This window comes from Aestuariimicrobium soli (genome assembly GCF_051192575.1).
Taxonomy (GTDB): domain Bacteria; phylum Actinomycetota; class Actinomycetes; order Propionibacteriales; family Propionibacteriaceae; genus Aestuariimicrobium; species Aestuariimicrobium soli.
In genome coordinates this window covers 153,113-178,024 of record NZ_JBPJSQ010000003.1, presented here as the reverse complement: position 1 = coordinate 178,024, position 24,912 = coordinate 153,113, and the positions used below count along the sequence as shown (strand labels likewise).

Sequence of the window (24,912 nt, the reverse complement as noted above, 5' to 3'; positions counted from 1 at the left end):
AGGGCCGATCGTCCCACCCTCGGAACAATCTGTGGACGACACGCCCACCGCGCACGCACCCTGTGGACAACTCCCCCTCCGGCTGCCGCCTACGATGGGGGCCATGCCCAGCCCTTTCGCCCTGCCCACCCAGGCACTGGACTGGCTGGTTCCCGCCCCGGAGATGAAGGTGCTCACCCTTGCCGGAACGGCATTGCCGCGCGCTCTGGCCGCCCAGGGTCACCACGTCTTCGCCGTCGACAAGAACCCCGCGGTCGTCGCCCGGCTGCGCGACAGCGGCATCGTGGCCGTGGCCGCCCAGGCCGAGTCGCTGCCCTTCGACCCCTGCCAGTTCGACGCCGTCGTCACCCACCAGTCGTTCCACCGGTTCGCCCCCGGGCTGGTGCTCTCCGAGATGGCCCGGGTGCTGCGCCCGGGCGGCGCCGCGAGCGTCAGCATGCTGGCCCGCGACGACTCCGTGCCGTGGGTCAAGCGGCTGATCGCCCGGGTGCGCGAACTCGACCCCCGGGCCATGCGCGGTGACTTCGGTCTCGACGCCGTCGACGGCCTGCTGACCAGCAAGTACTTCCCCGAGCACGAGGCCACCAGTTACCGGCACTGGGTGCCGACGACCAAGCCCGAATTGCTCGACATGGTCGCCCGCCTACCGGCCGCCCGCGGCCTCGACGAACCCGAGCGCGACCAACTGCTCGCCGACGTCACCGCCCTCTACGACAACGCCGCCCCGTCGGGCCGTGACGCCCTGCGACTGCCCTACCGCCTGCACTGCTGGCGGGCCTGGGTCGACCACGTGGAACTCACCGCCCCGATCGACATCGACGACGACGGCCTGATCATTCCCCTGTGACGCACCGAACTCTGTGACGCCCCGAACTCAGGCTGCCCGTCACGTCGACCCTGTAGGGTGACCGACGGAGGGTCGGGAAGTCTGGTCGACCGTCGCGGATCCCGCGGCGACCCCGTTCCCGCACACCCGAAACAGGTGCCATGCCCTCCTCCCCCACTCCCTCACGCCCCCGTCTTCGGCGGATCGCCTTCGGTGGCCCCACGTCCGGGCCCGACTCCCTGCACGTCGCCGACGTGCTCCGCTCCGAGACGGTCGGTGGTTTCCTGATGGTCGCGGCCGCCATCGTCGCCCTGCTGTGGGCGAACCTGGCGTCGTCCAGTTACCAGCGGGTCTCCCACCTCGAACTGGGACCGCTGAGCCTGGCCCACTGGGCCTCCGACGGGCTGCTGACCATCTTCTTCTTCGTCGCCGGGCTCGAACTCAAACGCGAGTTCGTCGAGGGGTCCCTGTCGCGCCCGGCGCAGGCCCTGGTGCCGATCGTCGCCGCGGTCTGCGGCATGGTCGTGCCCGCCACCATCTACCTGGTCGTCAACCTGGTCGCGACCGGGTCGCTGCGCACCGGCTGGGCCATCCCGATGGCCACCGACATCGCGTTCGCGCTGGCCGTGCTGGCTCTGGTCGGACGAGGGCTCCCCGCCCCGCTGCGGGTGTTCCTGTTGACCCTGGCCATCGTCGACGACCTCGGGGCGATCCTCGTGATCGCCGTGGTCTACACCTCGTCCATCTCCCTGCTCTGGATGGTCGGCGCCGCCGCCGCCATGGCGCTGTGGTGGCTCGGGCACCGGCAGCGCATCCGCTTCGTCCCCGGCTACCTGGCCCTGTTCGCCATCGCCTGGTGGTGCCTCTACTCCTCCGGGGTGCACGCCACCATCGCCGGGGTGGCGTTGGGCCTGTTGACCGCCATCGACCCCGACGAGTTGGACGACCCCGCCGACCGTTGGCAGCACGCCGTGCAGCCGTGGTCGGCCGGGCTGTGCGTACCGCTGTTCGCGGTCTTCGCCGCCGGCGTCGAGGTCTCGGGCGACGGTCTGCGCTCGCTGGTCACCGACCCGGTTCCGCTCGGCATCATCCTCGGACTACTGGCCGGCAAGGTGATCGGCGTGCTCGGGGGCGCCTGGTTGGCCACCCGGCTGACGTCGGCCGAACTCTCGGACGAGGTCGGCTGGGTCGACGTGGCGGGCGTCTCGGTGCTGGCCGGCATCGGCTTCACCGTGGCCCTGCTGATGGCCGAACTCAGCTTCCCCGGCGACGCCACCCATGCGGGTGAGGCCAAGGCCGCGGTGCTGGTGGCCTCGGCCATCGCGGCGATCGTGGGCGGGGTGCTGGTGGCCCTGCGCGCCCGTTCCCACGAGCGACGTCGCCACTCGCTCACCTGACGCGCCGCACCCTTCGCCACTAGGCTGGCCCGTGTCCGACGCCGTCGCGTTGACGCCGCACCCACAACGAGGAGCTTGGAATGACTGATCGTCTGCAGGTTGGTGACGTGATCAACAACCTCAAGACCGACGTGCCGCAGATGCTCAACGACAACGTGGCTCTGGCCAAGGCCGAACTGCAGCCCGCGGCCAAGCACGCTGGCGTGGGATCGGGCATGTTCGGCACCGCCGGCTACTTCGCGATGAACGCCCTGTCGCTGCTCTTCCTGAGCGGCGCGTTCGCCCTGTCGCTGCTGTTCAACGCCGTGGTCGGTCTGGGCGTGCTGCTCAGCCTGATCATCGGTTTCGCGGCGATGGCCATCATCTGCCTGCTGATCGCGGGCCTGCTGGCGCTCGTCGGCAAGAAGCAGTTCGAGCAGATCAAGAAGCCCGAGGCCACCATCGCCGAGTTCCAGTCGACGGTGCAGGCGCTGGGAGCCGCCGTCAAGCAGGGGCGTGAGGCCGTCAACGGCAACACCCTGGCCCGCGCGGCCGTCAAGCACGCCCGCCGCGCGCTCTGAGTCCTGTCCTCGCTCGGGGCCTCACAGGCCCGAGCGCAGGAACCGGTCGGGAATCGGCAGTTCGCGGGTCGGCCACGGCCGCTCCCACCCGCCCAGCTTGAGCAGTTCCACCACCAGGTGCGCGGTGAACCCCCACACCATGTACTCGCCGAACACGAACGCGGGCCCCAGACCCCCCTGCGGGTGACGCACCATGGCCCGGTGCTCGCGAGCGGTCAGGTCGTCGATCGCGAACCGATGGATGCTCTGCACCTCGGCCGCATCCATCACCGCCAGGGGCTCGTCCCCCGACCACGTTCCCACCACGGGGGTGACGTTGAAGACCCGGGTGGTGAAGCTGGTCGGCGGCAGTTCGCCCAGCACCGTCACGGCGGACGACGCCAGCCCCACCTCTTCGTGCGTCTCGCGCAGCGCTGCGGCCACCGAATCGGCATCACCGGGGTCGATGCGGCCGCCGGGAAAGGACATCTGCCCGGCGTGGTGGCGCAGGGTCGAGGCCCGCTCGGTGAACACCAGGTCGGGTCGCGGGCCGCGCGACAGCAGCGCCAGCACGGCCGAGCGGCGGGCCGTCGAGGTGACCCGGCCGCGTTCGGCGGCCAGCCGGTCGCGGGTGCCCACCGGGTCGAGGCGCGTCGCCAGCTCGCTCAGCTCCTCGGTCACGGCTCGACGCCCAGGTTGGTGGTGATGAAGCCGTCGAGTTCGGCCTGCGTGGCGAAGCCGCCCAGATGCCGCGCGACGATGCGCCCGTCGGCCGCGACCAGCAATGTCATCGGCAGGTTCTTCGCCTGCAGCGGCGGCTTCTCGACCTCGTCGCCGCTGGCGTCGCGCACCTGCGGGTAGGTCCAGCCCACCTGCTTGGCGAACTCGATGGCCAGTTCGGGGCGGGGGTCGCTGGTGTCGACCCCGAGGAAGGCCACCTTGCTGCCGAAGGTGTGGTGGGCCTGGGCCAGCAGCGGGCCCTCGTCGCGGCAGGGGCCGCACCACTGCGCCCAGAAGTTCACCAGCAGCGGCCCGCGCAGCGACGCCAGATGCACCTCGGAGCCACCACCCAGGCACGGCAGCGTCAACGGGGGCAGGCCGTCGACCACGGCGGGCTGGTTCGGCATGGTGCGCGGGCAGTCCGCAATCCCCGCGGCCTTGCGCTCGGCGCGCAGGTCGGGGTCGTGGTCGCCCACGGTCGGCGTGGGCAGTTCGTTCGTGGTGCCCGGCGCGGACGAGCACCCGGCCGCCGCCAGCAGCAGCCCCACGGCCACGGCGGCCGCTCGCACCCCGGGTCGACGGCCCCTCATCCGCGGGGCTCCCTCACCAACCGGGCCGCCTTCACCGGGTCGGTCTCGCCCTCGCCGAAGGAGGGGCACAGTTCGGCCACCGGGCAGGCCCCGCAGGCGGGGTTGCGCGCGTGGCAGCGCCGGCGACCGTGCCAGATCACGCGGTGGCAGAGCATCACCCAGACGTCGGGGTCGAACAGCTCACCGACCGACGACTCGACGGCGTCGGGCTTGGTCGCGGTCGTCCAACCCAGGCGTCGGGTGACACGCATGAAGTGGGTGTCGGGAGTGATGCCGGGCACCCCGAACGCGTTGCCGAGCACCACATTGGCCGTCTTGCGCCCGACCCCCGGCAGCGTCACCAGGTCGTCGAGGGCACCGGGCACGACGCCGTCGAACCGGTCGACCAGCGCTCGTCCGATGCCGATCAGCGAGGTCGTCTTCGACCGGAAGAACCCCGTCGGACGAATGATCTCCTCCAGGTCGCCGGCGTCGGCCTGCGCGTAGTCGAGCGCTGTGGGGTAGCGCGCGAACAGCGCGGGGGTGATCGCGTTGACCCGCCGATCGGTCGACTGCGCCGACAACACGGTGGCCACCAGCAGCTCGAGAGGGGTCGCGAAATCGAGCTCGCACCGGGCCTGCGGGTAGCACTCGGCGAGCAGTCGGTGCGCGCGCTGGGCGCGGTCGCGGGTCGAGGTCACCACCCCGCCAGAGTAGCCGCCGAGCCGCGACTCCCGACGCCCCGACCGATGCCCCCCGTGATGACCCGCGTGATGACCAACACGATGACCCACCCGGGGCGCCGACGGCCGATGTGACCTCGGTAGACTGTCGCCTCACGCTGTACCGCAGGAGAGTCCGTTGCCCATTGATGTCTCGTCCGTTCCGTTCCTCGCCGACCTTCCGGACGAGGGACGACACGCCGTGCTCGAGCGAGCGAGCCTCGTGGAGCTGGCCAAGGGCGCGACGCTGTTCGTGACGGGCGACCCGGCCGACGAGGTCTACCTGCTGCTCGAGGGCAAGGTGAAGCTGACCCGGGCGGCGCGCCACCAGCCGCCGCCCCTGCCGCCGATCCGCGGCAAGGTGACCGTCAAGGAACTGCGCCGCCGAGCCCAGGCGGTGCAGGTGCGCGAGTCGCTCCTGTGGCTGATGGGTCCGGGCGAGATGTTCGGTGAACTGTCGGTCTTCGACGAGGGCCACCGCTCGACGACGGCCACCGCGCAGACCGCCTGCCGGGTGCTGCGCATTCCGGGGAGGGCGCTGCGCACCCTGGTCGAGCAGCGCCACGACGTCGCCCAGGCGCTGTTGCGGCAGATGGCGACCCGGCTGCGTCGCAGCGACAACCAGAGCGCCCGGTTCATTCTCTCCGACGTTCCGGGGCGACTGGCGGCGCTGCTGGTCTCGCTGTGCGACCGCTTCGGACGGTCGACCCCGCTCGGCTGGGAGGTCAACCACGACCTCACCCAGGCCGAGCTGGCCCAGGTCGTCGGCGCCAGCCGCGAGAGCGTCAACAAGGCGCTGACCGAGTTCGAGCAGCGCGGCATCCTGTCGGTGCACAGCCGCTCGGTCACCATTCATGACCTCGGACGACTGACCTCCCGCACGAACTGAAGGCGTCTCAGGCGGTCTCGACGACCAGCTCGAGTTCGACGGCCGCGTCGAGCGGCAGCACGGCCACCCCGACGGCCGACCGCACGTGCACCCCGGCCTCACCGAAGATCTCACCGAGCAACTGCGAAGCCCCGTTGGCGACGGCCGGCTGACCCGTGAAATCGGGTGCGGAGGCCACGAAGACGACCAGCTTCACGATCCGGGTGATCGCATCAAGACCCCCGGCGACCTGGGCCGCGGCCGCCAGCGCGTTGAGGGCGCTGACCTTCGCGGCGGCGGTGGCGTCGTCCGCACTGACCTCGGCACCCACCTTGCCGGTGGCGACGAGCACCCCGTCGACGGTGCACAGTTGGCCCGACGTGAACACCTGGCTGCCCACGCGGGTGGCCGGGGTGTAGGCGGCCAGCGGGGTCGCGACGGGCGGCAGGCTCAGGCCGAGTTCGGCCAGTCGCTGCGAGGGTGAGGTCACTGGGCACCCTGGCTCTGGGCACCGCCCTTGGTGTCCTGGATGGGGCGCTTGAAGTAGCCGACCAGGTTCTCGGGGTTGGGCCCGGGAACGATCTGCACGAGCTCCCAGCCGTCGGCCCCGAAGTTGTTCAGGATCTGCGTCGAGACGTGGGTGAGGATCGGCGCGGTGAAGTACTCCCATTTCGTCATGGGGCTCAGCGTAGTGCGTCCAGATTCGTCCGCTGGTCGTCGTCAGGGGGCGGATTCGCGGCTCCGGCGAGCGCGGGCGACCCCTTCTGGACCGCACCGACGGTGCGGGAAATGCCGAATCGGTCACGTACTCTGGGAATCATGAGTGCAACCAAGGCGAGCAAGGCGTATGCCCTGGCGATGTTCGGCGCCGTCAGTGTGCTGTGCGGTTTGCTGACCGCCGGACTGGCGGTTCCCTACGTGGCGATGGCCGGCGGCGTGGCCAAGGCCGGGGCGAACAGCCTCGAAGACCTGCCGGCGGCACTGGACATTCCCCCTCAGTCCGAGGTCTCCCGGGTGCTGATGGCCGACGGCCAGGTGCTGGCGACGTTCTACGACCAGAACCGCGAGTACGTCACCCTCGACAAGATCAGCCCGATGATGCAGCAGGCGCAGGTCGCGATCGAGGACCACCGCTTCTTCGAGCACGGTGCCATCGACCTGCAGGGCACGCTTCGCGCGCTGGTGCGCAACTCGACGGGTGGCAACACCCAGGGCGGTTCGACGCTCACCCAGCAGTACGTGAAGCAGGTGCTGGTGCAGGACGCGCAGAACAACAACGACGAGGAGGCGATGCGCGAGGCGCAGGAGCAGACGGTCTCCCGCAAGGTTCGCGAGCTGCGCTACGCCATCGCTCTCGAGAAGAGCCTCGGCCCGAACGCCAAGAAGATCATCCTCGAGCGCTACCTCAACATCGCCTACTACGGCGACGGCGCCTACGGGGTGCAGGCCGCCGCCAAGCGCTTCTTCAACACCTCGGCCGACAAGCTGAACCTCTCGCAGGCCGCCATGCTTGCCGGTCTCGTGCAGAACCCGAACGCCACCAACCCCCGCCTCTACCCGCAGCAGGCCATCAACCGCCGCAACGTGGTGGTGCAGCGCATGGCCGACCTGAACGTGGTCTCGCAGCTCAACGCCGATGCCGCCAAAAAGGTGCCGTTCTCGCCCTCGCGCGTGGTCGCGGCCCCCAACGGCTGCATCAGCTCCCCCTACCCCCACGTCTGCGACTACGTGCGCCGCGTGCTGCTCTCCGACCAGATGCCCTCCCTCGGCAAGACAGCGGACGAGCGTGAGCGCACCCTGAAGCGAGGCGGTCTGACGATCCAGACGCTGATCGACCCGAAGACCCAGCGCGCCGCCGAGCAGGCCATCACGGCCATGGTCTCGCCCACCGACCCGGTGATCTCGACCTCGGTGCTGGTGCAGCCCAAGACCGGCCTGATCGTGGCCATGGCCCAGTCGCGACCCAAGATGGGTACCGGCCGCGGCGAGACCTTCCTGAACTACAACGTCGAGAAGTCCATGGGCGACGCCCAGGGCTTCCAAGGCGGCTCGACCTTCAAGGCCTTCGGCATCGCCGCCGCCCTCGAGAAGGGCATGACGCCCAACTCGAAGATGCTGGCCAAGTCGACGGCCGACATGACGGGCACCTCGTTCATGAGCTGCGAGGGGCTCGTCCGCCAAGTGACCCCGTACAAGGTGACGAACTCGGTGCGCGGCTACGACAACCGCCAGATCACGATGGTGCAGGCGGCTCAGGGCTCGGTGAACACGTTCTTCGTGCCGCTGGCGGCCTCGGTCGGCAACTGCAACGTCACCAAGATGGCCGACCGTGCCGGGGCCAAGCTCGCCAACGGCGAGCCGATGACCACCCAGTCGGCCAACCTGTCGTTCATCCTCGGTTCGGCCGAGGTGACCCCGCTGTCGATGGCACAGGCCTACGCGACGTTCGCCAACCGAGGCGTGCGCTGCAACCCCCTGATCCTCGCCACGGTCAGCAGCAAGTCCGGCAAGAAGTACGCCGTCCCCACGGCCAAGTGCCAGAAGGTGATGGAGGCCGCCGTGGCCGACGGCACCAACTACGTGCTCTCGCAGGTGATGAAGTACCCCGGCACCGGCGCCCGCGCGCTGATTCCCGGCGGCTACCCGCAGGCCGGCAAGACCGGCACCACCGAGTCGAACGAGTCGGTCTGGTTCGCGGGCTACACCCCAGAGATGGCCGGCATCGCGATGATCTCGGTCGACAAGGGCACCGACTACTGGAAGAACCGCCGCCGTTCGCTGAAGGGCATCCGACTCCCCAGTGGCACCTACCTCGAGGGATCAGGCTCGGGTGACGCTGGCCGCATCTACAAGGTCGCCATGGCCTCGGCCCTGAAGGGCAAGCCCAAGACCGCCTTCGTGGCCCCGAGCGACGACGTGCTGAAGGGCAAGCCGGTCAAGGTTCCCGACCTGGGCGGCATGCCGCTGGCGGCGGCCGAGGACGAGGTGCGCAAGGCCGGGCTCAACCCGGTGCGGGTGTACGAGTACTCGTCGCTCCCCCGGGGTGTCTGGACCGGCCGGTACTACCCGACGGGCACCGTCCGCATGGGTCAGGACGTGACCTTCGTCCTCTCGAGCGGACCGCGGCCCCAGCCGAAACCGAAGCCGACCAAGTCGTCGCCGTCGGCCCCGACGTCGTCCGCGTCGAAGCCCACCGCCTCGAAGACGAGCACCCAGGCCTCCACGGCGCCGAGCAAGCCCGGCAAGAAGAAGCCTTGATGCGGGGTCTGACGACGGCCGCCCTCGTGGCGGCCGGTGGAGCCGTCGCGGGTGCCGGGGTGCTGGCCTGGGCCAACATCGAGACGCGACGGTTCACGCTCCGCGAGGTGAGCTGCCCGGTGCTCGCGCCCGGGTCGTCGCCGGTCAGGGTATTGCACCTGTCCGACATTCACCTGCTGCCCTCCCAGCGGACGAAACTCGACTGGCTGGCGGGTCTGGCCGACCTGGCACCCGATCTGGTGGTCAACACCGGCGACAATCTGTCGTCGGCCGCCGCGGTGCCTCCCCTGCTGCGCAGTCTGGGCGCCCTGCTCGACGTGCCCGGGGTGTTCGTGTTCGGCTCGAACGACTACTACGCGCCGACCTTCAAGAACCCCCTTCGGTACCTCGGGGTGCCGGCTCTCGCCGGGGCGCCGCAGAAGGTCGAGCTGCCGTGGCGTGACCTGCGCGCGGCCTTCTCGGAGCGCGGGTGGGTCGACCTGACCAACCGTCGCGCAGAGGTCGAGGTCGCCGGGCGGACGATCGCCTTCCGCGGCACCGACGACGCCCACATCAACCAGGACAGGTACGCCAAGGTCGCCGGCCCGGTCGACCCTGCAGCGGCACTCACCGTCGGGGTCACGCATGCCCCCTACCTGCGGGTGCTCGACGCGATGACGGCCGACGGGGTTGAGGTGATGTTCGCGGGCCACACCCACGGGGGTCAGGTCTGCCTGCCCACGGGTGCCCTGATCACCAACTGTGATCTGGACGCCCCCCGGGTCAAGGGCCTGCACCGGCACACCAGCGGGGGGCGCAGCGCGTGGCTGCACGTCTCGGCCGGCCTGGGCAGTTCGCCGTACGCTCCCTACCGCACGTTCTGCCGTCCCGAGGCGACGCTGCTCACGCTGACCGCACGCCGCGGCTGAGCCCGACACCGCCCTCGGGATGCCCAGCGGCGCCGCGAGTTGGTGGTGCGGGCAACGGGTGGGCTACAGTTGCCGATGGCCCTCACTGAGGGCTTCGGGGTGTGGCGCAGCTTGGTAGCGCGCGTCGTTCGGGACGACGAGGTCGCAGGTTCAAATCCTGTCACCCCGACCGAGGTCAGCTGACACCCGAGACCGGTCAGCCGAGGGAGTCCCGGGGCATCATCAACGGATGCCCCGGGACTTTCGCGTTCGGGTGAAGCGAACCGGTGGGAACTGCACGGTGCGTGCCTCCGTGGGCAGCCGCCAGCCGAACCTTCTCGCTCCCAGGGAGAGCCCCGCACCCACGGCCAGCGCCAGGGCGACGCCCACCTGCGGGTGACCGAGCTCGGCCGCCCCGACCATCACCGTGGCCGCCGCGAAGGCGCTGGTGGCGTAGAGGGTGTTGCCGCCCAGCACGACCGGGCGTTTCATCAGCATCACGTCGCGCACCATGCCGCCACCGACGACCGTGACCACCCCCAGCAGGATCGCCGCCAGCCACGACAGCCCGTGCGCGAGCCCCTTGGTGGCACCGACGGCTCCCCAACACCCGACGGCCAGCGCATCAAGCAGCACCAGGGTGCGGCGCGGGATCTTCGCCGAGAAGTTCACTCCGAAGGCCACCACGGCCCCGACCAGGGCCGTGCCCAGGTAGAACGGGTTGGTCAACGCGACCACCGGCCCGCCACCGAGCAGGGCGTCGCGGATCATGCCGCCACCCAGCCCGGAGATCACCGCCACGATCGCGAACCCCACGAAGTCGAGGCGTGCCGCCCTGGCCGCCATGCCGCCGAGGATGGCATTGCCGAGCACCCCCAGAAGGTCGACGACCTGCATGACCGCCTCGAACCAGTGCATGAGCCGACCCCTTTCCTCGCCAGCCGAGCGTACTCGGAGCGGGCTGTCCAAAAATGGCCGCTGGATCGCGATCGCGACCAGATTCCGCCCACCGGCGCGCTCGCGGGGACAGTTCTGGACGCAACTGTGCAGGTGTCGACGTCTGGGAGAATCGGCGCATGAGTTCCGCCGACCAGACACCCCCGAGCGACCAGGCCAGTCCGACCACCCCCTACGAGGCCATGGGCGGCCGGGAGACGTTCACCCGGCTGGTGCACCTGTTCTACGCCGGCGTCAAGGACGACCCCCTGCTGCGCCCGATGTACCCCGAGGAGGACCTCAGCCCCGCCGAGGATCGCCTGCGGATGTTCCTCGAGCAGTACTGGGGCGGGCCGTCGGACTACCACGAGCAGCGCGGCCACCCCCGCCTGCGGATTCGACACGCCCCGTTCGCCGTCACCCGCGAGGCCGCCGACCGTTGGCTGTTCCACATGTTGGGGGCGGTCGACCAGATCGAACTCGGCCCTGAGTACGACGCCGCCCTGCGTGACTACCTGACCCGGGCCGCAGAGTTCCTGATCAACACCACCGACGAGCCGCCGATTCGCCGGAGCCTTCCCCTGGCTTGAGGGCCACTCGACCCTCCAGCCACGCTTGAGACAGCCGAGTGGCTCACGCGGCCCGGTACGGTGCCTGCGTAAGATCGAGGGGATGCACCACATGGTCGGCTGCACTGGAAGGAGCACGCATGGGTCTGCTGGACAAGATCGAGCAGAAGATCGAAGGAGCCGTCAACGGCGTCTTCGCGCGCGCCTTCAAGGGCGACGTCGAGCCCGTCGAGATCGCCGCCCGCCTGCAGCGCGAGCTCGACGCCCGGGCCACTGTCCTGAGCCGCGAGAAGCGGCTGGTGCCCAACCACTTCGTCGTCGGCCTCTCACCCCGCGACCATGACCGCCTCGCCCCCTACTCGAAGACCCTGAACGCCGAGATCATCCCCGAACTGCGCGAGCACGCGGGCGAGCGGCGCTACGTCTTCAACGGGCCGATCGTCATCGAGTACGAACTGGACGAGAGCCTGCCCACGGGCCGCTTCACCGTCGAGAGCCACGCGTCGGCCGGCGTCGAGCGCGGGCAGGCCGTGTTGAACTCGCAGGACACCTCCGACCACACCCACGTGATGGGCGCCGCCCCGAAGCTGGTGCTCGAGGTCAACGGTGTGCGGCACCCGCTGGTGGCGCCGGGCCTGCTCATCGGCCGCGGCTCCGAGGCCGACCTGCGCATCAACGATCCCGGCATCAGCCGCAAGCACGCCATGATCCACGTCTCGGGGCAGTCGATCTCCATCGAGGATCTGGGCTCGACCAACGGCATCACCGTCAACGGGCAGAAGTGCCGCCAGGCCCAGATCACCGACGGCACCCGCCTCGAGATCGGCAGCACCCGCATGCTGGTGCACGCCCCGGTCGGGTCCTGACCCGGGAGCGCTTTTGAGTGAACTCGTCGTCGCCGCCCTGAAGGTGGCCTTCCTCGTCGTGATGTGGGCCTTCATCATCTTCGCGGCGCAGGTGATCCGGGCTGACATGTTCGGACGTAGCGTGACCGCCTCGAGCGCCGGACCCTCGAGCACCCCCCTCTCGAGCACTGGGGTCGCCCGCGGCCGCGGTGGCGCGCCCCGACGCCGACGCAAGGGCGAGGCTGCGACCGTGCCCACCCGGTTGACGGTGGTCGAAGGCCGCCAGACCGGGCTGTCGATCCCGCTGTCGGGGGTGGTCGGTCTCGGACGAGCCGCCGACTCGGCACTCAACCTCGACGACGACTACGCCTCGACCCGGCACGCCCAACTGCTGCAGGACGACCAGGGCATCTGGTGGCTGGAAGACCTGAGTTCCACCAACGGCACCGCCCTCAACACCCAGCTGATCCGTGAGGCCCAACCGGTCAAACCCGGCGACGTGATTCGCATCGGCCGCACCCAGATGAGGCTCGACGCCTGATGTTCTCCCTCGACTTCCGCGCGCACTCCGAGACGGGCCTGGTGCGCAAGAACAACCAGGACTCCGGTTACGCGTCGCCGACCGCGCTCGTGATCGCCGACGGCATGGGTGGCGCCGCGGCGGGCGACCTGGCCTCGGCGGTGGCCATCCACCAGGTGGCGCGGGCCGACGGCCGCTTCGCCAGCAGCGACCTGATCACCCACCTGGGGGACGCCATGCGTTCGTCCAACGAGGTGCTCACCCGGCTGGTGGCGGCCGACCACAGCCTCGACGGCATGGGCACCACCTTCTGCGGCGGGTTCTTCTCGGGCGAGCAATTTGGCATCGTGCACATCGGCGACTCCCGCGGGTACCTCTTCCGCGACGGCACCCTGACCCGCCTCACCCACGACCACTCGTGGGTGCAGTCGCTGGTCGACGAGGGCAAGATCACCGAGGACGAGGCCCTCGTCCACCCCCACCGCTCGCTGGTGCTGAAGGTGCTCAATGGGCACCCCAACCACGAACCCGACACGTTCTCCCTCGACGTGCGCGAGGGCGATGTGGTGCTGTTCTGCTCCGACGGCCTGTGCGGGTTCACCACCGACGACGTGATCGCCACCTCGCTCGACCGCGACGACCTCGACGAGGCCATGGACCTGCTGGTCAGGGCCGCCCACGAGGGCGGAGGCGCCGACAACATCACCATCTCGATGGCTCGCATCGTCGCCCAGGACGATGCCCTCGACGCCCGCGCTCCGATGGTGATCGGCGCCGCGGACGAGCTGCCCGACCCGCACGTTCCCGAGCCGGTGGCCGCCGCCGCGCCCGACGACCACGACGACGGTTCGGCGCACACCCCGACCGCGCCCGCCCCCTCGGCGGGGCCCGTGCAGTCGTCCGACCCCGAGATCGAGCGCTACTCCCCCACCCTGGAGCGCCCGAGGCGATGGCGCGGACTGATCATCACCGTGCTGGTGCTGGCACTGCTGGGCGGGCTCGGCTACGGCGGCTACCGCTGGAGCCAGACGCAGTACTACGTGGCCGACAACGCCGGCACCGTCGGCGTCTTCCGCGGCGTCAACGTGCCCGTGCTGCCGCTGAGCCACCTCGACGAGTCCACCGACATCGTCACCCAGGAACTGCCGCGCTACCACCGCGAGCGGGTGCAGGCCAGCTTCCGGGTGCACAACGCGGACGAAGCCGCCAGCGCCCTCGACCAGCTGCGCCGCGTGGCGGGCACCTGCGCCCCGACGCCAACACCCAGCCCGACACCCACACCCAGTCCGACCCCGACACCCAGCCCCTCGTCCGCGACCCCGACGTCCGCGACTCCCGCGGGCTCGGCGAGCGCATCCTCCTCGACGAGCACGTCGCCTTCGTCCACCGCATCCGCCTCGTCCGGCACCCCCTCGGCCACCAGCACGTCGGGGAGCACCACGAACGGGGAGTGCTGATGAGCAGCGCCACCCTCCCCACGGGTGCGGCCACCCGGCTGGTGGTCTACCGCAAGCGACGCAACGTCGAACTGCTGATGGTGCTGCTCGCCTGCCTGATCGGTCTCGGCGGCTGGCTGCTCACCGAGATCAACCTCTACGGCCACGCCCCCACCAGCTGGATGCGGGTCAGCCTGCTGTGGATCGGCATGTCGGTGCTGTGCCACCTGGTGGTGCGTTGGCGCGCCCCCTACGCCGACCCGCTGATCCTGCCCTGCGTGGTCGCCCTCAATGGGCTCGGGTTGGCGATGATCCACCGGATCGACCAGATTCCCGACCCCATCAGGCATGACGCCACGCTGCAGTTCGTCTGGACGGGCCTGGGCATGGCGTTGTTCGCGGCTGTGATCGTGTTCGTCCGTGACCCTCGGCGACTGCAGCGCTTCCCCTACCTGCTGTTCATCGCCGGCGTGGCGCTGCTGCTGTTGCCGCTGATGCCGGGCATCGGTGTCGAGACCATGGGCGCCAACATCTGGATCCGCATCGGCCCCATGAGTTTCCAGCCCAGCGAGGTCGCCAAGATCCTGCTGGCCCTCGCCTTCGCCGCCTACCTGGTCGAGAAGCGTGAGGTGCTGGCGCTGTCGGGCTTCCGGTTGGGCCCCATCCAGTTCCCCCGGCTGCGTGACCTCGGGCCGATCGCCCTGATGTGGGTGGCCTGCATGCTGGTGCTCGTCTTCCAGAACGACCTCGGCACCGCCCTGCTGTTCTTCGGGCTCTTCGTGATCATGCTCTACGTCGCCACCGAGCGCCCCGGCTGGCCGATCGTCGGCGCACTGCTGATGGTCATCGGCGGCATCGGCGCCTACCTGTTCACCGGGCACGTCAAGGTGCGGGTGAGCTCGTGGCTGCACCCCTTCGAGAACTACGAGCAGAACCTGCAGGTGATCTCGGGCCAGTTCGGCATGGCCTGGGGAGGTCTGACCGGACGAGGCTGGGGTCTGGGCCGGCCCGGGCTGACCCCGCTGGCGAAGTCGGACTTCATCTCGGCCGCGATCGGTGAGGAGGTGGGCCTGTTCGGGCTGGTGGCCGTGGTGATGCTCTACGCCTTCATCGTCGCCCGCGGCCTGCGGATGTCGCTCGCCAGCCACGATCCCTACCTGAAGCTCTTGGCCTGTGGCCTGTCGTTCACCTTCGCCCTGCAGGTCTTCGCGATCATCGGCGGCGTCACCCGACTGCTGCCGCTGACCGGCCTGACCACGCCCTTCATGAGCCAGGGCGGCTCGTCCATGATCGCCAACTGGACGATCATCGGCGCCATGATGGTGATCAGCCATCACGCCCGCCGCCCCGTCGAGACCGCCATCAGTCTGGACGAACCCACCGCCACCGATCTGCGGGCTGACGAGACCCAGCTGCTCACCGCCCGGCCCGCCACTCGGGGGGCCACCACGCGGGCCACCACGCGCGGGGCCACCACTGGGGGGGTGACGGCATGAACGGACCCATCCGCAAGGTCGCCGTCGTGGCCGCCGTGATGATCTTCGCGCTGCTGGCCAACATCACCTTCACGGCGGTGGTGCGCTACCCCGACCTCAACGGCGACGTGCGCAACCGACGCGTCCGTGACGCCGAGTTCGCCCGCGACCGGGGCGCGATCCTGGTCGGCAACACCCCGCTGGCGCAGTCGAAGGCCACCAGCGGTCGGTTCAAGTACCAGCGCACCTACTCCCAACCGGAGCTGTACGCCTCCGTGACCGGGTGGTACGCCTATGACTTCGGCTCGTCCGGGGTGGAACTGAACTACACCCAGCAACTGGCCGGCACCGACGAGTCCCAGGCCATCGACCGGCTGATCGCCACCCTGTCGGGCCGCGAACCCAAGGGTGCCTCGGTGCAGACCACCATCAACCCCAAGGCGCAGCAGGCCGCGTGGGACGGGCTGGCCGGGCGCAAGGGTGCCGTGGTAGCCCTGAACTACGAGACCGGCGCCGTGCTGGCCAACGTGTCGCTGCCGAGCTACGACCCGAACACGCTGTCGTCCAACGACCTGCCGAAGGCGACGGCGGCCTGGAACGCGCTGGTCAAGAACCCCGACGGGCCGCTGAAGAACCGGGCCAGCAAGGAGATCTACCCCCCGGGGTCGGTCTTCAAGCTGGTCACCGCGACGGCGGCCATCGAGAAGCTGAACCTGACGCCGTCGTCCCAGATCGCCTCGAAGCGGGCGCTGCGGCTGCCGCAGTCGACCCGCGTGCTGACCAACCAGGTCGACTGTGGCGACACCACCATCTCGCTCGAGCAGGCGCTGATGAACTCGTGCAACACCGCGTTCGCGCAGCTGGGCCTCGACCTCGGGTCGCAGTCGCTGACCGAGCAGGCCGAGAAGTTCGGGTTCAACCACGAGGCCACCACCGACGTGCCGTGGGTGAACTCCCGGTTCCCGTCGAAGACCGACCAGCCGCAGCTGGCGCTGTCGGCGATCGGCCAGTACGAGGTCGCGGCCAGCCCGCTGCAGATGGCCATGGTGGTCGCCGCGATCGCCAACGACGGCAAGCAGATGCAGCCCTACCTCGTCTCGGAGGTGCGCGGCTCGAACCTGCAACTGGTCAGCTCGCACCGCCCCACCCCCATCGGGCAGGTGATGAAGCCCGAGACCGCCCAGCAGATGCAGCAGATGATGGTGCGCGTCGTCGAGGGCGGCACCGGCACCAAGGCCCAGATCGAGGGCACGGTCGTCGGCGGCAAGACCGGCACCGCGCAGTCCGACCCCAAGCGCCCGCCCTACGCCTGGTTCGTGGCGTTCTCGGAGGACCCGAAGGTGGCCGTGGCCGTGTTCATCGAAGAAGCAGACATCGAACGCTCCGACATCGCCGGCGGACGACTCGCCGGCCCCATCGCCGCCAGCGTCATCAAGGCGGTGCAGTCATGAGGAAGCCCAGCATGCCCCCACTCGCGCAGACTCGTCCGGTTCTCTCAACCGACTCTCATCCACGTCAGGCACAATCAGTCCCGATGCCGACGTCCAAGGAAGGAGGACGCCGATGACCAGCTCAGGAACGCTGCTCGGTGGCCGCTACCTGCTGGATTCCGTGATCGGCCGTGGTGGCATGGCCGAGGTGTGGAAGGCCCGCGACTCCCGACTCGGCCGCGACGTCGCCGTGAAGCGGCTGCGCGCGGACCTGTCGTCCGACCCCACGTTCCAGGCCCGTTTCCGGCGTGAGGCGCAGGCCGCGGCGGGGTTGAACCACCACAACATCGTCGCCGTCTACGACACCGGCGAAGAGATGGACGACTCCACGGGCGTGCACGTGCCCTACATCGTCATGGAACTCGTGCAGGGTCACACGCTGCGCGACGTGCTGCGCGACGGCCGCAAGATTCTGCCCGAGCGGGCGCTGGAGTTCGTCTCGGGTGTGCTCGACGCGCTGGCCTACTCGCACAAGTCGGGCATCGTGCACCGCGACATCAAGCCGGCCAACGTGATGCTGACCCCGCAGGGGCAGGTCAAGGTGATGGACTTCGGCATCGCCCGCGCCGTGGCCGACACCTCGGCCACCATGACCCAGACGGCCGCGGTGATCGGCACCGCGCAGTACCTGTCGCCCGAGCAGGCGCGCGGTGAGACCGTCGACCAGCGCTCCGACATCTATTCCGCCGGATGCCTGCTCTACGAGTTGCTCGTCGGACGACCCCCCTTCACCGGTGACTCGCCGGTCTCGGTGGCCTACCAGCACGTGCGCGAACTGCCGGTGCCGCCCAGCCAGCTCGACCACGAGATCACCCCGGCGATGGACGCCATCACGCTGAAGGCGCTCTCCAAGAGCCCGGCCGACCGCTACCAGGACGCGCGGGCCATGCGGGAGGACATCGGTCGGTTGCTGGCCGGTGAACCCGTGACCGCCCCCTCGCCGACGACCCCGGCCTCCCCCGACACCGCCTCGGCGCCCACCCAGTTGATGGGGACGGCCGTGGCCGGTGCCGGACTGGCGGCCGCCGGTGCGGGTGTTGCCGGTGTGGGTGCGGCTGGTGCGGGTGCGGGTGGCGCGGCTGCCCTCGGTGGCCCGCGGTACGGCGCGTCGTCCACCGGAACGCAGCAGGCGGTGACCGACACGGGCACGTTCATGCCGGCCGGCCGCGACACGGGCACGATGACGGCGGTGGACGATCAGCCGAGGCGTCGGCGCGGGCTGGTGCTCGTGATCGCGCTGGTGCTGCTGCTGGCCGGCGTGATCGGTTACGGCGCCTGGCAGGTCTTCTCCGACGACACCCCGCCGCCCCCGGCGCAAGCGCGGGTGCCCTCGGTGATCGGCTCGAACCGGGCCAGCGCCGAGTCGCAGATCATCAACGCCGGGCTCAAGGTGGGCAAGGTCACCGAGGTGAACGGCCCCGACGAGACCAAGAACCAGGTCACCAAGCAGAACCCCGAGCCGCTGAAGATGGTGAACGAGGGCACGGCCGTCGACATCACCATCAATCTCGGCGTGAAGACGGGCCAGATCCCGTCGGGGTTGGTCGGCAAGTCCGAGGCGGTCGCCAAACAGGCCCTGCAGGCGGCCGGGTTCACCAGCCGCACCGAGACAGCCCCCGTGAGCCCCGAGTCGCTCGCCCAGAAGCCGGGCATGGTGGTCACCACCGACCCGGCCGAGGGAGCCGAGGTGCCCGAGGGCAAGGAGGTCGTGATCTACCTGTCACCGACCGAGGCGCCCGTCCCCAACCTGAGCGGCATGGACGAGACCGAGGCCCGCACCGCGGCGCAGAGCGCGGGATTCCCCGACATCACCGTGCGCACCAAGGCGACCCCCAATGACAACGAGGTGGGCAAGGTCATCGACCAGAACCCGACCGACGGGAACACCCTGAGCCGCGACAAGTTCGTCACGGTGACGCTCGGCGTCAAGAAGGACACGGTGGCGATCCCCCAGGTGGTGGGCGTCTCCGTGGCCGTGGCCCAGGATCGGCTCACCACGGCGGGCTTCACCAACGTCAAGATCAAGGAGACCGAGACCGATTCCGCGGCTCCAGGCACCGTGATCGGGGTCGATCCGGCCGAGGCCAAGGAGATCAAGCCGACCGACAAGGTCACCCTCGAGGTGGCCAAAGCGAAGCCCACGCCGCCTCCGAGCACGCCGAGCGGGGACGCGTCGTCCGCCGACCCGTCGGCGAGTTCGAGCGGTACGGGCGGCTGAGGGTCAAGCCTGGGCCGTCATCAGCGGTCGCAGATCGGCACCGCGGGCCGGCGCGCCCTCGTCGCCACAGTCGGCGAGCCAGTTGGCGAGCATCAGGTGGCCGTGTTCGGTGAGCACGCTCTCGGGGTGGAACTGCACCGACTCGACGAGCTCGGTGCGGTGGCGCACGCCCATGATCACGCCCGACTCGGTGCGGGCGGTGACGACCAGGCAGTCGGGCAACGTCTCTGGCACGATCGCCAACGAGTGGTAGCGGGTCGCGGTGAACGGGCTCGGCAGGCCGCGGAAGACCCCGGCCTGCTCGTGGAAGACCTGCGAGGTCTTCCCGTGCAACAGCTCGGGGGCGCGATCGACGGTGCCGCCGTAGGCGACCGCCATCGACTGCAGCCCCAGGCAGACCCCGAAGATCGGGATCGTCCCGGTCAGGGAGCGCACGATGTCGATGCAGGCGCCGGCGTCCTCGGGGGTACCGGGGCCGGGTGACAGCAGGATGCCGTCGAAGCCTTCGTGGAAGCCGGCCTCGCCCAGGCGGGAGTCATCGTTGCGCCAGACCTCGACCTCGGCGTCGAGCTGGTACAGGTACTGCACCAGGTTGTAGACGAACGAGTCGTAGTTGTCGATGACGAGGATGCGCATGACTCATTGTCGCGCATGTCCAGAAATGGTCACTCAACGTCCGTTGGCGCCGGTTTTCGGGCCAGACGGCGATCCAGGGGCCATTTCTGGACCGCCGCGCCCGCGCACCCCAGACGGGGGTCAGGAGCCGGGCTTGGCGTCCGACAGCGTGGTGGTGCCCGTGTAGGCGGGCATCGAGACCCGGCCGATGTTCTCCTGCTTCCAGCCCAACTGATAGCGGTCGGCGTACTGACGGTAGATGTGCACGTCTTCGGAGGTGTCGAGGGTGCCCAACAGCATGCCGGCGTCACCGATCGCGACGATCTCGTAGGGCGGCGCATAAGGAATGCCGTGCAGCACCACGGAGTTGCCGACGCACTTCACCCCGGTGGTCGAGATCACCCGCTGCCCCTGGATCGTCATCGCCTCGGCTCCCGCGGCCCACAGCAGGTTGACCACCATCTGGATGTCCTGCTGGTGCACCACCAGCAGATCCTCGTCCACCCCGATGGGCTGCACCGACAGCGGCGCATCGGTGAGGGTGACCTTGATGGCGGGCCCGCTGACGGCGACCGTGCCCGCGTCGATGGAGGCCTGCTCGAGCTTGGCGGCGAGTTCGGGGTTGCCCGCGTCCACCTTCGACAGCGTGTCCACGTCCTTGCGCAGGGTGCCGAGTTGCCCCTGCAGGTCGCGGTTCACGCCGGCCTGGGTGCGCACCAGATCGATGAGCTCGGTGTTGCGGCCCGCGCGCAGGTCGCTGCCGTGGGAACTGAGGGCGCCGACGGTGGCCATCAGGGCGGCCACGGCGACGACGCCGAAGGTGGCCGCTCGTCCGCGTCGGGTTCCGGGACGGCGACGCTCGCGCACCCGCGCCCGGCGCACGCTCCGCGCGATCCGCTGGGTCACCGAGCGCACCACCGGCTGCTGGCGGCCGACGACGAGTTCGTCCGGCTCGGGCACGGGGTCTCCCTGGGGCTGTGGCGGCGGCGGCGCTCCGGCGAGTAGGGCGCTGCCCGGTGTCTCGACTAGGCTACCTGCAGCGTCCGCGCAGCCCGGGACGCGCCACGATCAGGGGAGGAACCCGGTGCCAGAGTCGAAGAGCCGAACCGCCGCCGCCAGCAAGCGCAAGGCCACGGACAAGGCCGCGCTCGCCGAGAAGCGCGCCAAGCGGGAGCGCCTCAGCGGCCCCGCCGACCGCTCGTGGGTGCCGTGGGCATTCATCCCCACCGGTCTGCTGGGCGTGCTCTGGCTGGTCGTGTACTACATCACCGGCTACCGCATTCCGGTGATGCGCGACCTCGGCGACTGGAACATTCTGATCGGCATCGGCCTGATGGCGATCGCGTTCTCGCTGACGCCGCTCTGGAAGTGAGCAGCCCCCGTCAGGCCGGTTCCGCCGTGTGGCAGACCGCCTCGACGTTGTTGCCGTCGGGGTCTCGGACGAAGGCCCCGAAGTAGCGTGCGTGGTACTCCGGCCACAGCCGGGGCTCGTGGAGTGACTCCGCCCCCAGCTCCATGGCCGCCGCATACCAGGCCTTCACCGACGCGACGTCGGGTGCGGTGAAGGCCACGTGCACCTCGCGGTTAGGGCCGCCGGCCGCCTCACCGGTGGAGATCCAAAAATCGGGCTCGTCGGTGCCGTAGCCGATGGCCTCACCGAAATCGAGCACGCGCCGATGCCCCAACACGCCCAGGGTGGCGTCGTAGAACCTGCTGGCGGCAGCCAGATCTGCGCAGTTGATGCCGAAGTGATCGATCATGACCCGAGTCTGCCCCGGCGCTCCGACACTTTCTGGGATTCGTCGGCGAGCTCCTCCAGCCGCGAGCGGTAGGCCGGCCAGTCCATCGTGGGCAGGTTGTCGCCCGGCGCGCGCAGCCCGACACTGCCGTCGGTGAGTTCGCGGACGATGTCCAGGTGCCCCGCGTGACGGGAGATGTCGTAGAGCAGGTGCACGGCGATCTGGTGAAGCGTCACCCGCTCGCGCCCCGTCCACCACGGCACGTGCCCCTCGGCATCCAACGGCAGCGCATCGAGGGTGGAATTGGTCGAGTCGGCTGCGGCCTGCACCAGGGCCCGGATGTCGTCGGCGCTCTCGTCCGGGGTGCACCAGAAGTCGGCGTTCGGCTCGGCGCCCTCGTCGAACCACGGCAGCGGGACGCCGCTGGGTCGTCCGAAACAGTCACCCAGATAGCCCAACTCGACCGAGGCACAGTGCTTGACGATGCCCAGCAGGTTCGCGCCGGTGGGGGTGTGCGGCCAGCGGAGCGCGCGCTCGTCCAGCCCCTCGAGCTTCTGCAGCATGCTGCTGCGGGCCTCGGTGAGGTACTTCTTCAGCGTTTCGGACGGTGTGGGTACGGGGTTCATGCCCCCAGCCTGCCCGATCGGCGCCTCAGCGGGGCTTGAGCAGCGGGAAGAGGATGGTCTCGCGAATGCCGGCACCCGACAGCAGCATCATCAGCCGGTCGAGACCCATGCCGAGGCCACCCATCGGGGGCGCGCCCAGTTCGAGAGCAGCCAGGAAGTCTTCGTCCAGCTGCATGGCCTCGGGGTCACCGGCGGCCGCCTGGAGCGACTGGGCCGTGAGCACCTCGCGCTGCACCACCGGGTCGATCAGCTCCGAGAAGCCGGTGCCGCACTCGACGCCGTCGATGATCAGGTCCCAGGCCTCGACCAGGCGCGGGTCGTCGCGGTGCGGACGAGCCAGCGGCTGCGCGATCGCCGGGTAGTCACACACGAACGTCGGCTGCACCAGGGTGGGCTCGACCAGTTCGCCGAAGAGTTCCATGACGACCTTGCCGTCGGACATGCCGGGCTTCAGTTCGACCTCGTGCTCGGCGGCGATGGCCTCGAGCTCGGCGCGCGGGGTGTCGAGGGTGACCTCGCGGCCCAGGTGGGCGGACAGACCCGGGTAGACGCCCAGCCACTGCCAGTCGGCGGCCAGGTCGATGACCGCACCCTCGGGGGTGGTGACTTGCAGGCCACCGACGGCCTCGGCGGCCTCGCGGATGACGGTCTGCAGCACCTCGGCGATGGTGAACTGGTTGCCCCACGACTGGTAGGCCTCGAGCATCGTGAACTCGGGGCTGTGGCTGGAGTCGATGCCCTCGTTGCGGAAGATACGCCCCAGCTCGAAGACCCGGTCGGCGCCGCCCACCATGGCGCGCTTCAGGTAGAGCTCCAGTGCGATGCGCAGCGTCATCGGCAGGTCGAACGCGTTCAGGTGGGTGGTGAACGGACGAGCCGCCGCCCCTCCGTGGATCAGCTGCAGCGTGGGGGTCTCGACCTCCATGAAGCCCATCCGCTCGAGGGTTCCGCGGATCGACCGGGTGACCGCGGCGCGGCGGCGCACCATCTCGCGGGCCTCGGGGCGCACCACCAGATCGGCGTGGCGCTGCCTGACGCGCGCCTCCTCGGAGAGTTCCTTGTGCAGGGTCGGCAGCGGACGAAGGGCCTTGCTCGCCATCCGCCATTCGGCGGCCATCACCGAGAGCTCGCCGCGCTTCGAGGCGATCACGCGGCCGCGCACCCAGACGTGGTCACCGAGGTCGACATCGGCCTTCCACGCGGCCAGGGCCTCGTCGCCCACCTCGGCCAACGAGAGCATCACCTGCAGGCGTTCGCCGTTGTCGGCGGGGGTGAAACCGTCCTGCAGGGTGGCGAAGGCGAGCTTGCCGGTGTTGCGGATGAACACGACGCGGCCACCGATGGTGACCTCGTCGGTGGTCTCCTCACCGGCGGTGAGGTGGCCCCAGGTGGCCCGCACCTGGGCCAGCGTGTGGGTGCGGGTGAGGTCGACCGGGTAGGCCTGACCGCCGGCGGCGAGAATGCGCTCACGCTTGTCGCGGCGCACCTGCATCTGCTCGTTGACCTCGGCAGCGGTGAGCTCCGGGGTGTCGGCTGGGGCGCTGGTGGCGGTGGTCTGATCGGTCACCCCGACAGCCTATCGAGCGCGGGCGGCGACGGTCGCGTCAGTTGTCGGGGCGGGTGGCTCGTCCGGGTTCTATCGTGGGGGCATGTCTTACGGTCAGAACCCCTACGGCCAGAATCCGTATGGCCAGCAGCCCCCCAACCAGCCGGCGTACGGTCAGCCGCAGCACCAGCCCTCGGCCCAGCCGCCCGGTCAGCCGGGTCAGCCCGGCCAGCCGGGTCAGTGGGGCGGGCAGCCGGGGCAGCGTCCGCCGCAGGGTCAACCGCAGGGGCAGCCGCAGCCAGGCGGGTGGAACCAGCCGCAGCAGCCAGGGTGGGGAGCACCGCAGGGCCAGCCGTGGGGAGGCCCGCAGCACGGACAGCCCGGCCAGCCCGGTCAGCAGTTCGGGGCGCCACCGGCGCAGCCCGTGCCGGCGACCCCGGTGCCCGAGCCCGAGCCCCGCAAGGCCACCTTCCGTGAGCGTGACCTGCCGGTGGTGACCACCGAGACCCTCCCCGGCCGCACCGTGGTTGAGGTGCTCGGCGAGGTGATCGGGGTGGTCACCCGTCCGCGCGACATGCGCCCGAGTGCCGACCTCTCGGCCGTGCTCACCGGCACCCGTCAGGACGCGGTCGACGCCCTCGTCGCCATGGCCAAGCAGGCTGGCGCCGATGCGGTCGTCGGTCTGCGGTTCGACGGTGGCAAGGTCAACGACGGCACCTCCGAGGTGGCCGCGTACGGCACCGCGGTCACCCTCGAGGCCGTCGCGGAGGAGCCCAACCCGTTCACCAGCAGCCCGGCGCAGTCCCTGGAGGGGTCCGACCCGAGCCCGGCCGATGACGCCCCGGCGCCCGCTGCGTCCGATTCTGGACACGGCGAGCCTGCTGAGTCCGATTCTGGACACGCTGAGTCCGGCCATCCCGAATCTGGACAGGTCGATTCGGGCGCGACCGATTCTGGACAGGTCGATTTGGGGCAGGCGCAGGCGACCAACCCGTGGGCACCGGTCGAGCAGCCCCCGTTGTCGGGTGAGGCCGAGGAGCAGCGGCCCTCCTGAGCGGCGACGCTCGTCCGAACTCTCGACGCGCACTTGGCAGGTCGCCCAGTGGTCCAA

At 70.0% G+C, this 24,912-nt stretch carries 26 protein-coding genes and 1 tRNA gene; 16 read left to right on the top strand and 11 right to left on the bottom strand.

All coding sequences use genetic code 11. From position 1 onward, the window contains the following. Positions 1-103 precede the first annotated feature (103 nt). The 3 genes from ACSDQ9_RS04590 to ACSDQ9_RS04580 all read left to right on the top strand — a co-directional run bounded on the left by ACSDQ9_RS04590 (position 104) and on the right by ACSDQ9_RS04580 (position 2,783). Positions 104-847 (top strand): class I SAM-dependent methyltransferase, encoded by a 744-nt coding sequence (locus ACSDQ9_RS04590; protein WP_435144194.1) that lies wholly within the window; start codon positions 104-106, stop codon positions 845-847. 140 nt (positions 848-987) lie between these two features. Beyond that, positions 988-2,223: a Na+/H+ antiporter NhaA gene (gene nhaA, locus ACSDQ9_RS04585; RefSeq protein ID WP_435144191.1), complete on the top strand. Its 1,236-nt coding sequence runs from the start codon at positions 988-990 to the stop codon at positions 2,221-2,223. Positions 2,224-2,303: 80 nt separating this feature from the next. After that, positions 2,304-2,783 carry a phage holin family protein gene (locus ACSDQ9_RS04580; protein WP_435144188.1) on the top strand — a complete coding sequence of 160 codons (480 nt, stop codon included), beginning with the start codon at positions 2,304-2,306 and terminating at the stop codon, positions 2,781-2,783. 21 nt (positions 2,784-2,804) lie between these two features. Here the strand turns inward: ACSDQ9_RS04580 and ACSDQ9_RS04575 are convergent, their stop codons facing one another. From ACSDQ9_RS04575 to nth, 3 genes are read right to left on the bottom strand one after another with little or no spacing between them, the layout of a single operon-like run. Beyond that, complete coding sequence (locus ACSDQ9_RS04575) at positions 2,805-3,443, bottom strand: NUDIX hydrolase (protein WP_435144186.1); 639 nt, start codon at positions 3,441-3,443, stop codon at positions 2,805-2,807. Next, a complete protein-coding gene (locus ACSDQ9_RS04570; protein ID WP_435144182.1) occupies positions 3,440-4,072 on the bottom strand; it encodes a TlpA family protein disulfide reductase in 633 nt (210 codons plus the stop codon). The genes ACSDQ9_RS04575 and ACSDQ9_RS04570 overlap by 4 nt, the downstream gene beginning before the upstream one ends. Next, complete coding sequence (gene nth, locus ACSDQ9_RS04565) at positions 4,069-4,755, bottom strand: endonuclease III (protein ID WP_435144179.1); 687 nt, start codon at positions 4,753-4,755, stop codon at positions 4,069-4,071. Before nth ends, ACSDQ9_RS04570 begins: the two co-directional genes overlap by 4 nt. A 157-nt stretch (positions 4,756-4,912) precedes the next feature. Here nth and ACSDQ9_RS04560 point away from each other — a divergent pair, with 157 nt between their 5' ends. Beyond that, entirely contained in the window at positions 4,913-5,662 is a 750-nt protein-coding gene (locus ACSDQ9_RS04560) for a Crp/Fnr family transcriptional regulator (protein WP_435144176.1), read from the top strand. Between the two features lie 7 nt (positions 5,663-5,669). On the opposite strand, the gene ACSDQ9_RS04555 is transcribed toward ACSDQ9_RS04560, so the two are convergent. Beyond that, positions 5,670-6,131, bottom strand: a complete 462-nt coding sequence (locus tag ACSDQ9_RS04555; RefSeq protein ID WP_435144174.1) for a RidA family protein — start codon at positions 6,129-6,131, stop codon at positions 5,670-5,672. After that, positions 6,128-6,319 (bottom strand): DUF4177 domain-containing protein, encoded by a 192-nt coding sequence (locus ACSDQ9_RS04550; RefSeq protein ID WP_435144171.1) that lies wholly within the window; start codon positions 6,317-6,319, stop codon positions 6,128-6,130. Before ACSDQ9_RS04550 ends, ACSDQ9_RS04555 begins: the two co-directional genes overlap by 4 nt. A 141-nt stretch (positions 6,320-6,460) precedes the next feature. Here ACSDQ9_RS04550 and ACSDQ9_RS04545 point away from each other — a divergent pair, with 141 nt between their 5' ends. From ACSDQ9_RS04545 to ACSDQ9_RS04535, 3 genes are all read left to right on the top strand, one after another. Continuing rightward, positions 6,461-8,899, top strand: coding sequence for a transglycosylase domain-containing protein (locus tag ACSDQ9_RS04545; RefSeq protein WP_435144168.1), 2,439 nt, complete (start codon positions 6,461-6,463; stop codon positions 8,897-8,899). After that, positions 8,899-9,807: a metallophosphoesterase gene (locus tag ACSDQ9_RS04540; RefSeq protein ID WP_435144166.1), complete on the top strand. Its 909-nt coding sequence runs from the start codon at positions 8,899-8,901 to the stop codon at positions 9,805-9,807. Before ACSDQ9_RS04545 ends, ACSDQ9_RS04540 begins: the two co-directional genes overlap by 1 nt. A 95-nt stretch (positions 9,808-9,902) precedes the next feature. Next, positions 9,903-9,976, top strand: a tRNA-Pro gene (locus ACSDQ9_RS04535). A 53-nt stretch (positions 9,977-10,029) separates the two neighbouring features. Here the strand turns inward: ACSDQ9_RS04535 and ACSDQ9_RS04530 are convergent. After that, positions 10,030-10,704: a trimeric intracellular cation channel family protein gene (locus tag ACSDQ9_RS04530; RefSeq protein ID WP_435144164.1), complete on the bottom strand. Its 675-nt coding sequence runs from the start codon at positions 10,702-10,704 to the stop codon at positions 10,030-10,032. A 158-nt stretch (positions 10,705-10,862) separates the two neighbouring features. On the opposite strand from ACSDQ9_RS04530, the gene ACSDQ9_RS04525 reads away from it, so the two are divergent. From ACSDQ9_RS04525 to pknB, 7 genes are all read left to right on the top strand, one after another. Continuing rightward, complete coding sequence (locus ACSDQ9_RS04525) at positions 10,863-11,312, top strand: globin (RefSeq protein WP_435144162.1); 450 nt, start codon at positions 10,863-10,865, stop codon at positions 11,310-11,312. 119 nt (positions 11,313-11,431) lie between these two features. Beyond that, a complete protein-coding gene (locus tag ACSDQ9_RS04520) occupies positions 11,432-12,157 on the top strand; it encodes an FhaA domain-containing protein (RefSeq protein WP_435144159.1) in 726 nt (241 codons plus the stop codon). Positions 12,158-12,170: 13 nt separating this feature from the next. Then, positions 12,171-12,677 carry an FHA domain-containing protein FhaB/FipA gene (locus ACSDQ9_RS04515; protein WP_435144156.1) on the top strand — a complete coding sequence of 169 codons (507 nt, stop codon included), beginning with the start codon at positions 12,171-12,173 and terminating at the stop codon, positions 12,675-12,677. After that, positions 12,674-14,113 (top strand): PP2C family protein-serine/threonine phosphatase, encoded by a 1,440-nt coding sequence (locus ACSDQ9_RS04510; protein ID WP_435144925.1) that lies wholly within the window; start codon positions 12,674-12,676, stop codon positions 14,111-14,113. Before ACSDQ9_RS04515 ends, ACSDQ9_RS04510 begins: the two co-directional genes overlap by 4 nt. Continuing rightward, positions 14,113-15,588: an FtsW/RodA/SpoVE family cell cycle protein gene (locus ACSDQ9_RS04505; protein ID WP_435144154.1), complete on the top strand. Its 1,476-nt coding sequence runs from the start codon at positions 14,113-14,115 to the stop codon at positions 15,586-15,588. The genes ACSDQ9_RS04510 and ACSDQ9_RS04505 overlap by 1 nt, the downstream gene beginning before the upstream one ends. Beyond that, entirely contained in the window at positions 15,585-17,018 is a 1,434-nt protein-coding gene (locus ACSDQ9_RS04500; RefSeq protein ID WP_435144152.1) for a peptidoglycan D,D-transpeptidase FtsI family protein, read from the top strand. Before ACSDQ9_RS04505 ends, ACSDQ9_RS04500 begins: the two co-directional genes overlap by 4 nt. 112 nt (positions 17,019-17,130) lie before the next feature. After that, entirely contained in the window at positions 17,131-19,275 is a 2,145-nt protein-coding gene (pknB, locus tag ACSDQ9_RS04495) for a Stk1 family PASTA domain-containing Ser/Thr kinase (protein ID WP_435144150.1), read from the top strand. Between the two features lie 3 nt (positions 19,276-19,278). Here pknB and ACSDQ9_RS04490 read toward each other — a convergent pair whose 3' ends face one another. Continuing rightward, the gene (locus tag ACSDQ9_RS04490; protein ID WP_435144149.1) at positions 19,279-19,911 is read right to left on the bottom strand and encodes an aminodeoxychorismate/anthranilate synthase component II; all 633 of its coding nucleotides are present in this window, start codon (positions 19,909-19,911) and stop codon (positions 19,279-19,281) included. Between the two features lie 120 nt (positions 19,912-20,031). Continuing rightward, positions 20,032-20,850 carry a DUF881 domain-containing protein gene (locus tag ACSDQ9_RS04485; RefSeq protein WP_435144147.1) on the bottom strand — a complete coding sequence of 273 codons (819 nt, stop codon included), beginning with the start codon at positions 20,848-20,850 and terminating at the stop codon, positions 20,032-20,034. 124 nt (positions 20,851-20,974) lie between these two features. On the opposite strand from ACSDQ9_RS04485, the gene ACSDQ9_RS04480 reads away from it, so the two are divergent. Then, on the top strand, positions 20,975-21,262 hold the full coding sequence (locus ACSDQ9_RS04480; protein WP_435144145.1) for a cell division protein CrgA: 288 nt from the start codon (positions 20,975-20,977) through the stop codon (positions 21,260-21,262). A 10-nt stretch (positions 21,263-21,272) separates the two neighbouring features. Here the strand turns inward: ACSDQ9_RS04480 and ACSDQ9_RS04475 are convergent, their stop codons facing one another. From ACSDQ9_RS04475 to ACSDQ9_RS04465, 3 genes are read right to left on the bottom strand one after another with little or no spacing between them, the layout of a single operon-like run. Beyond that, complete coding sequence (locus ACSDQ9_RS04475) at positions 21,273-21,650, bottom strand: VOC family protein (RefSeq protein ID WP_435144142.1); 378 nt, start codon at positions 21,648-21,650, stop codon at positions 21,273-21,275. Further along, on the bottom strand, positions 21,647-22,255 hold the full coding sequence (locus ACSDQ9_RS04470; protein ID WP_435144139.1) for a DinB family protein: 609 nt from the start codon (positions 22,253-22,255) through the stop codon (positions 21,647-21,649). Before ACSDQ9_RS04470 ends, ACSDQ9_RS04475 begins: the two co-directional genes overlap by 4 nt. A 25-nt stretch (positions 22,256-22,280) precedes the next feature. Beyond that, positions 22,281-23,747 carry a lysine--tRNA ligase gene (locus tag ACSDQ9_RS04465; RefSeq protein ID WP_435144922.1) on the bottom strand — a complete coding sequence of 489 codons (1,467 nt, stop codon included), beginning with the start codon at positions 23,745-23,747 and terminating at the stop codon, positions 22,281-22,283. Between the two features lie 157 nt (positions 23,748-23,904). Here ACSDQ9_RS04465 and ACSDQ9_RS04460 point away from each other — a divergent pair, with 157 nt between their 5' ends. Next, positions 23,905-24,855, top strand: a complete 951-nt coding sequence (locus tag ACSDQ9_RS04460) for a heavy metal-binding domain-containing protein (RefSeq protein ID WP_435144136.1) — start codon at positions 23,905-23,907, stop codon at positions 24,853-24,855. The last annotated feature ends 57 nt before the right edge of the window (positions 24,856-24,912 follow it).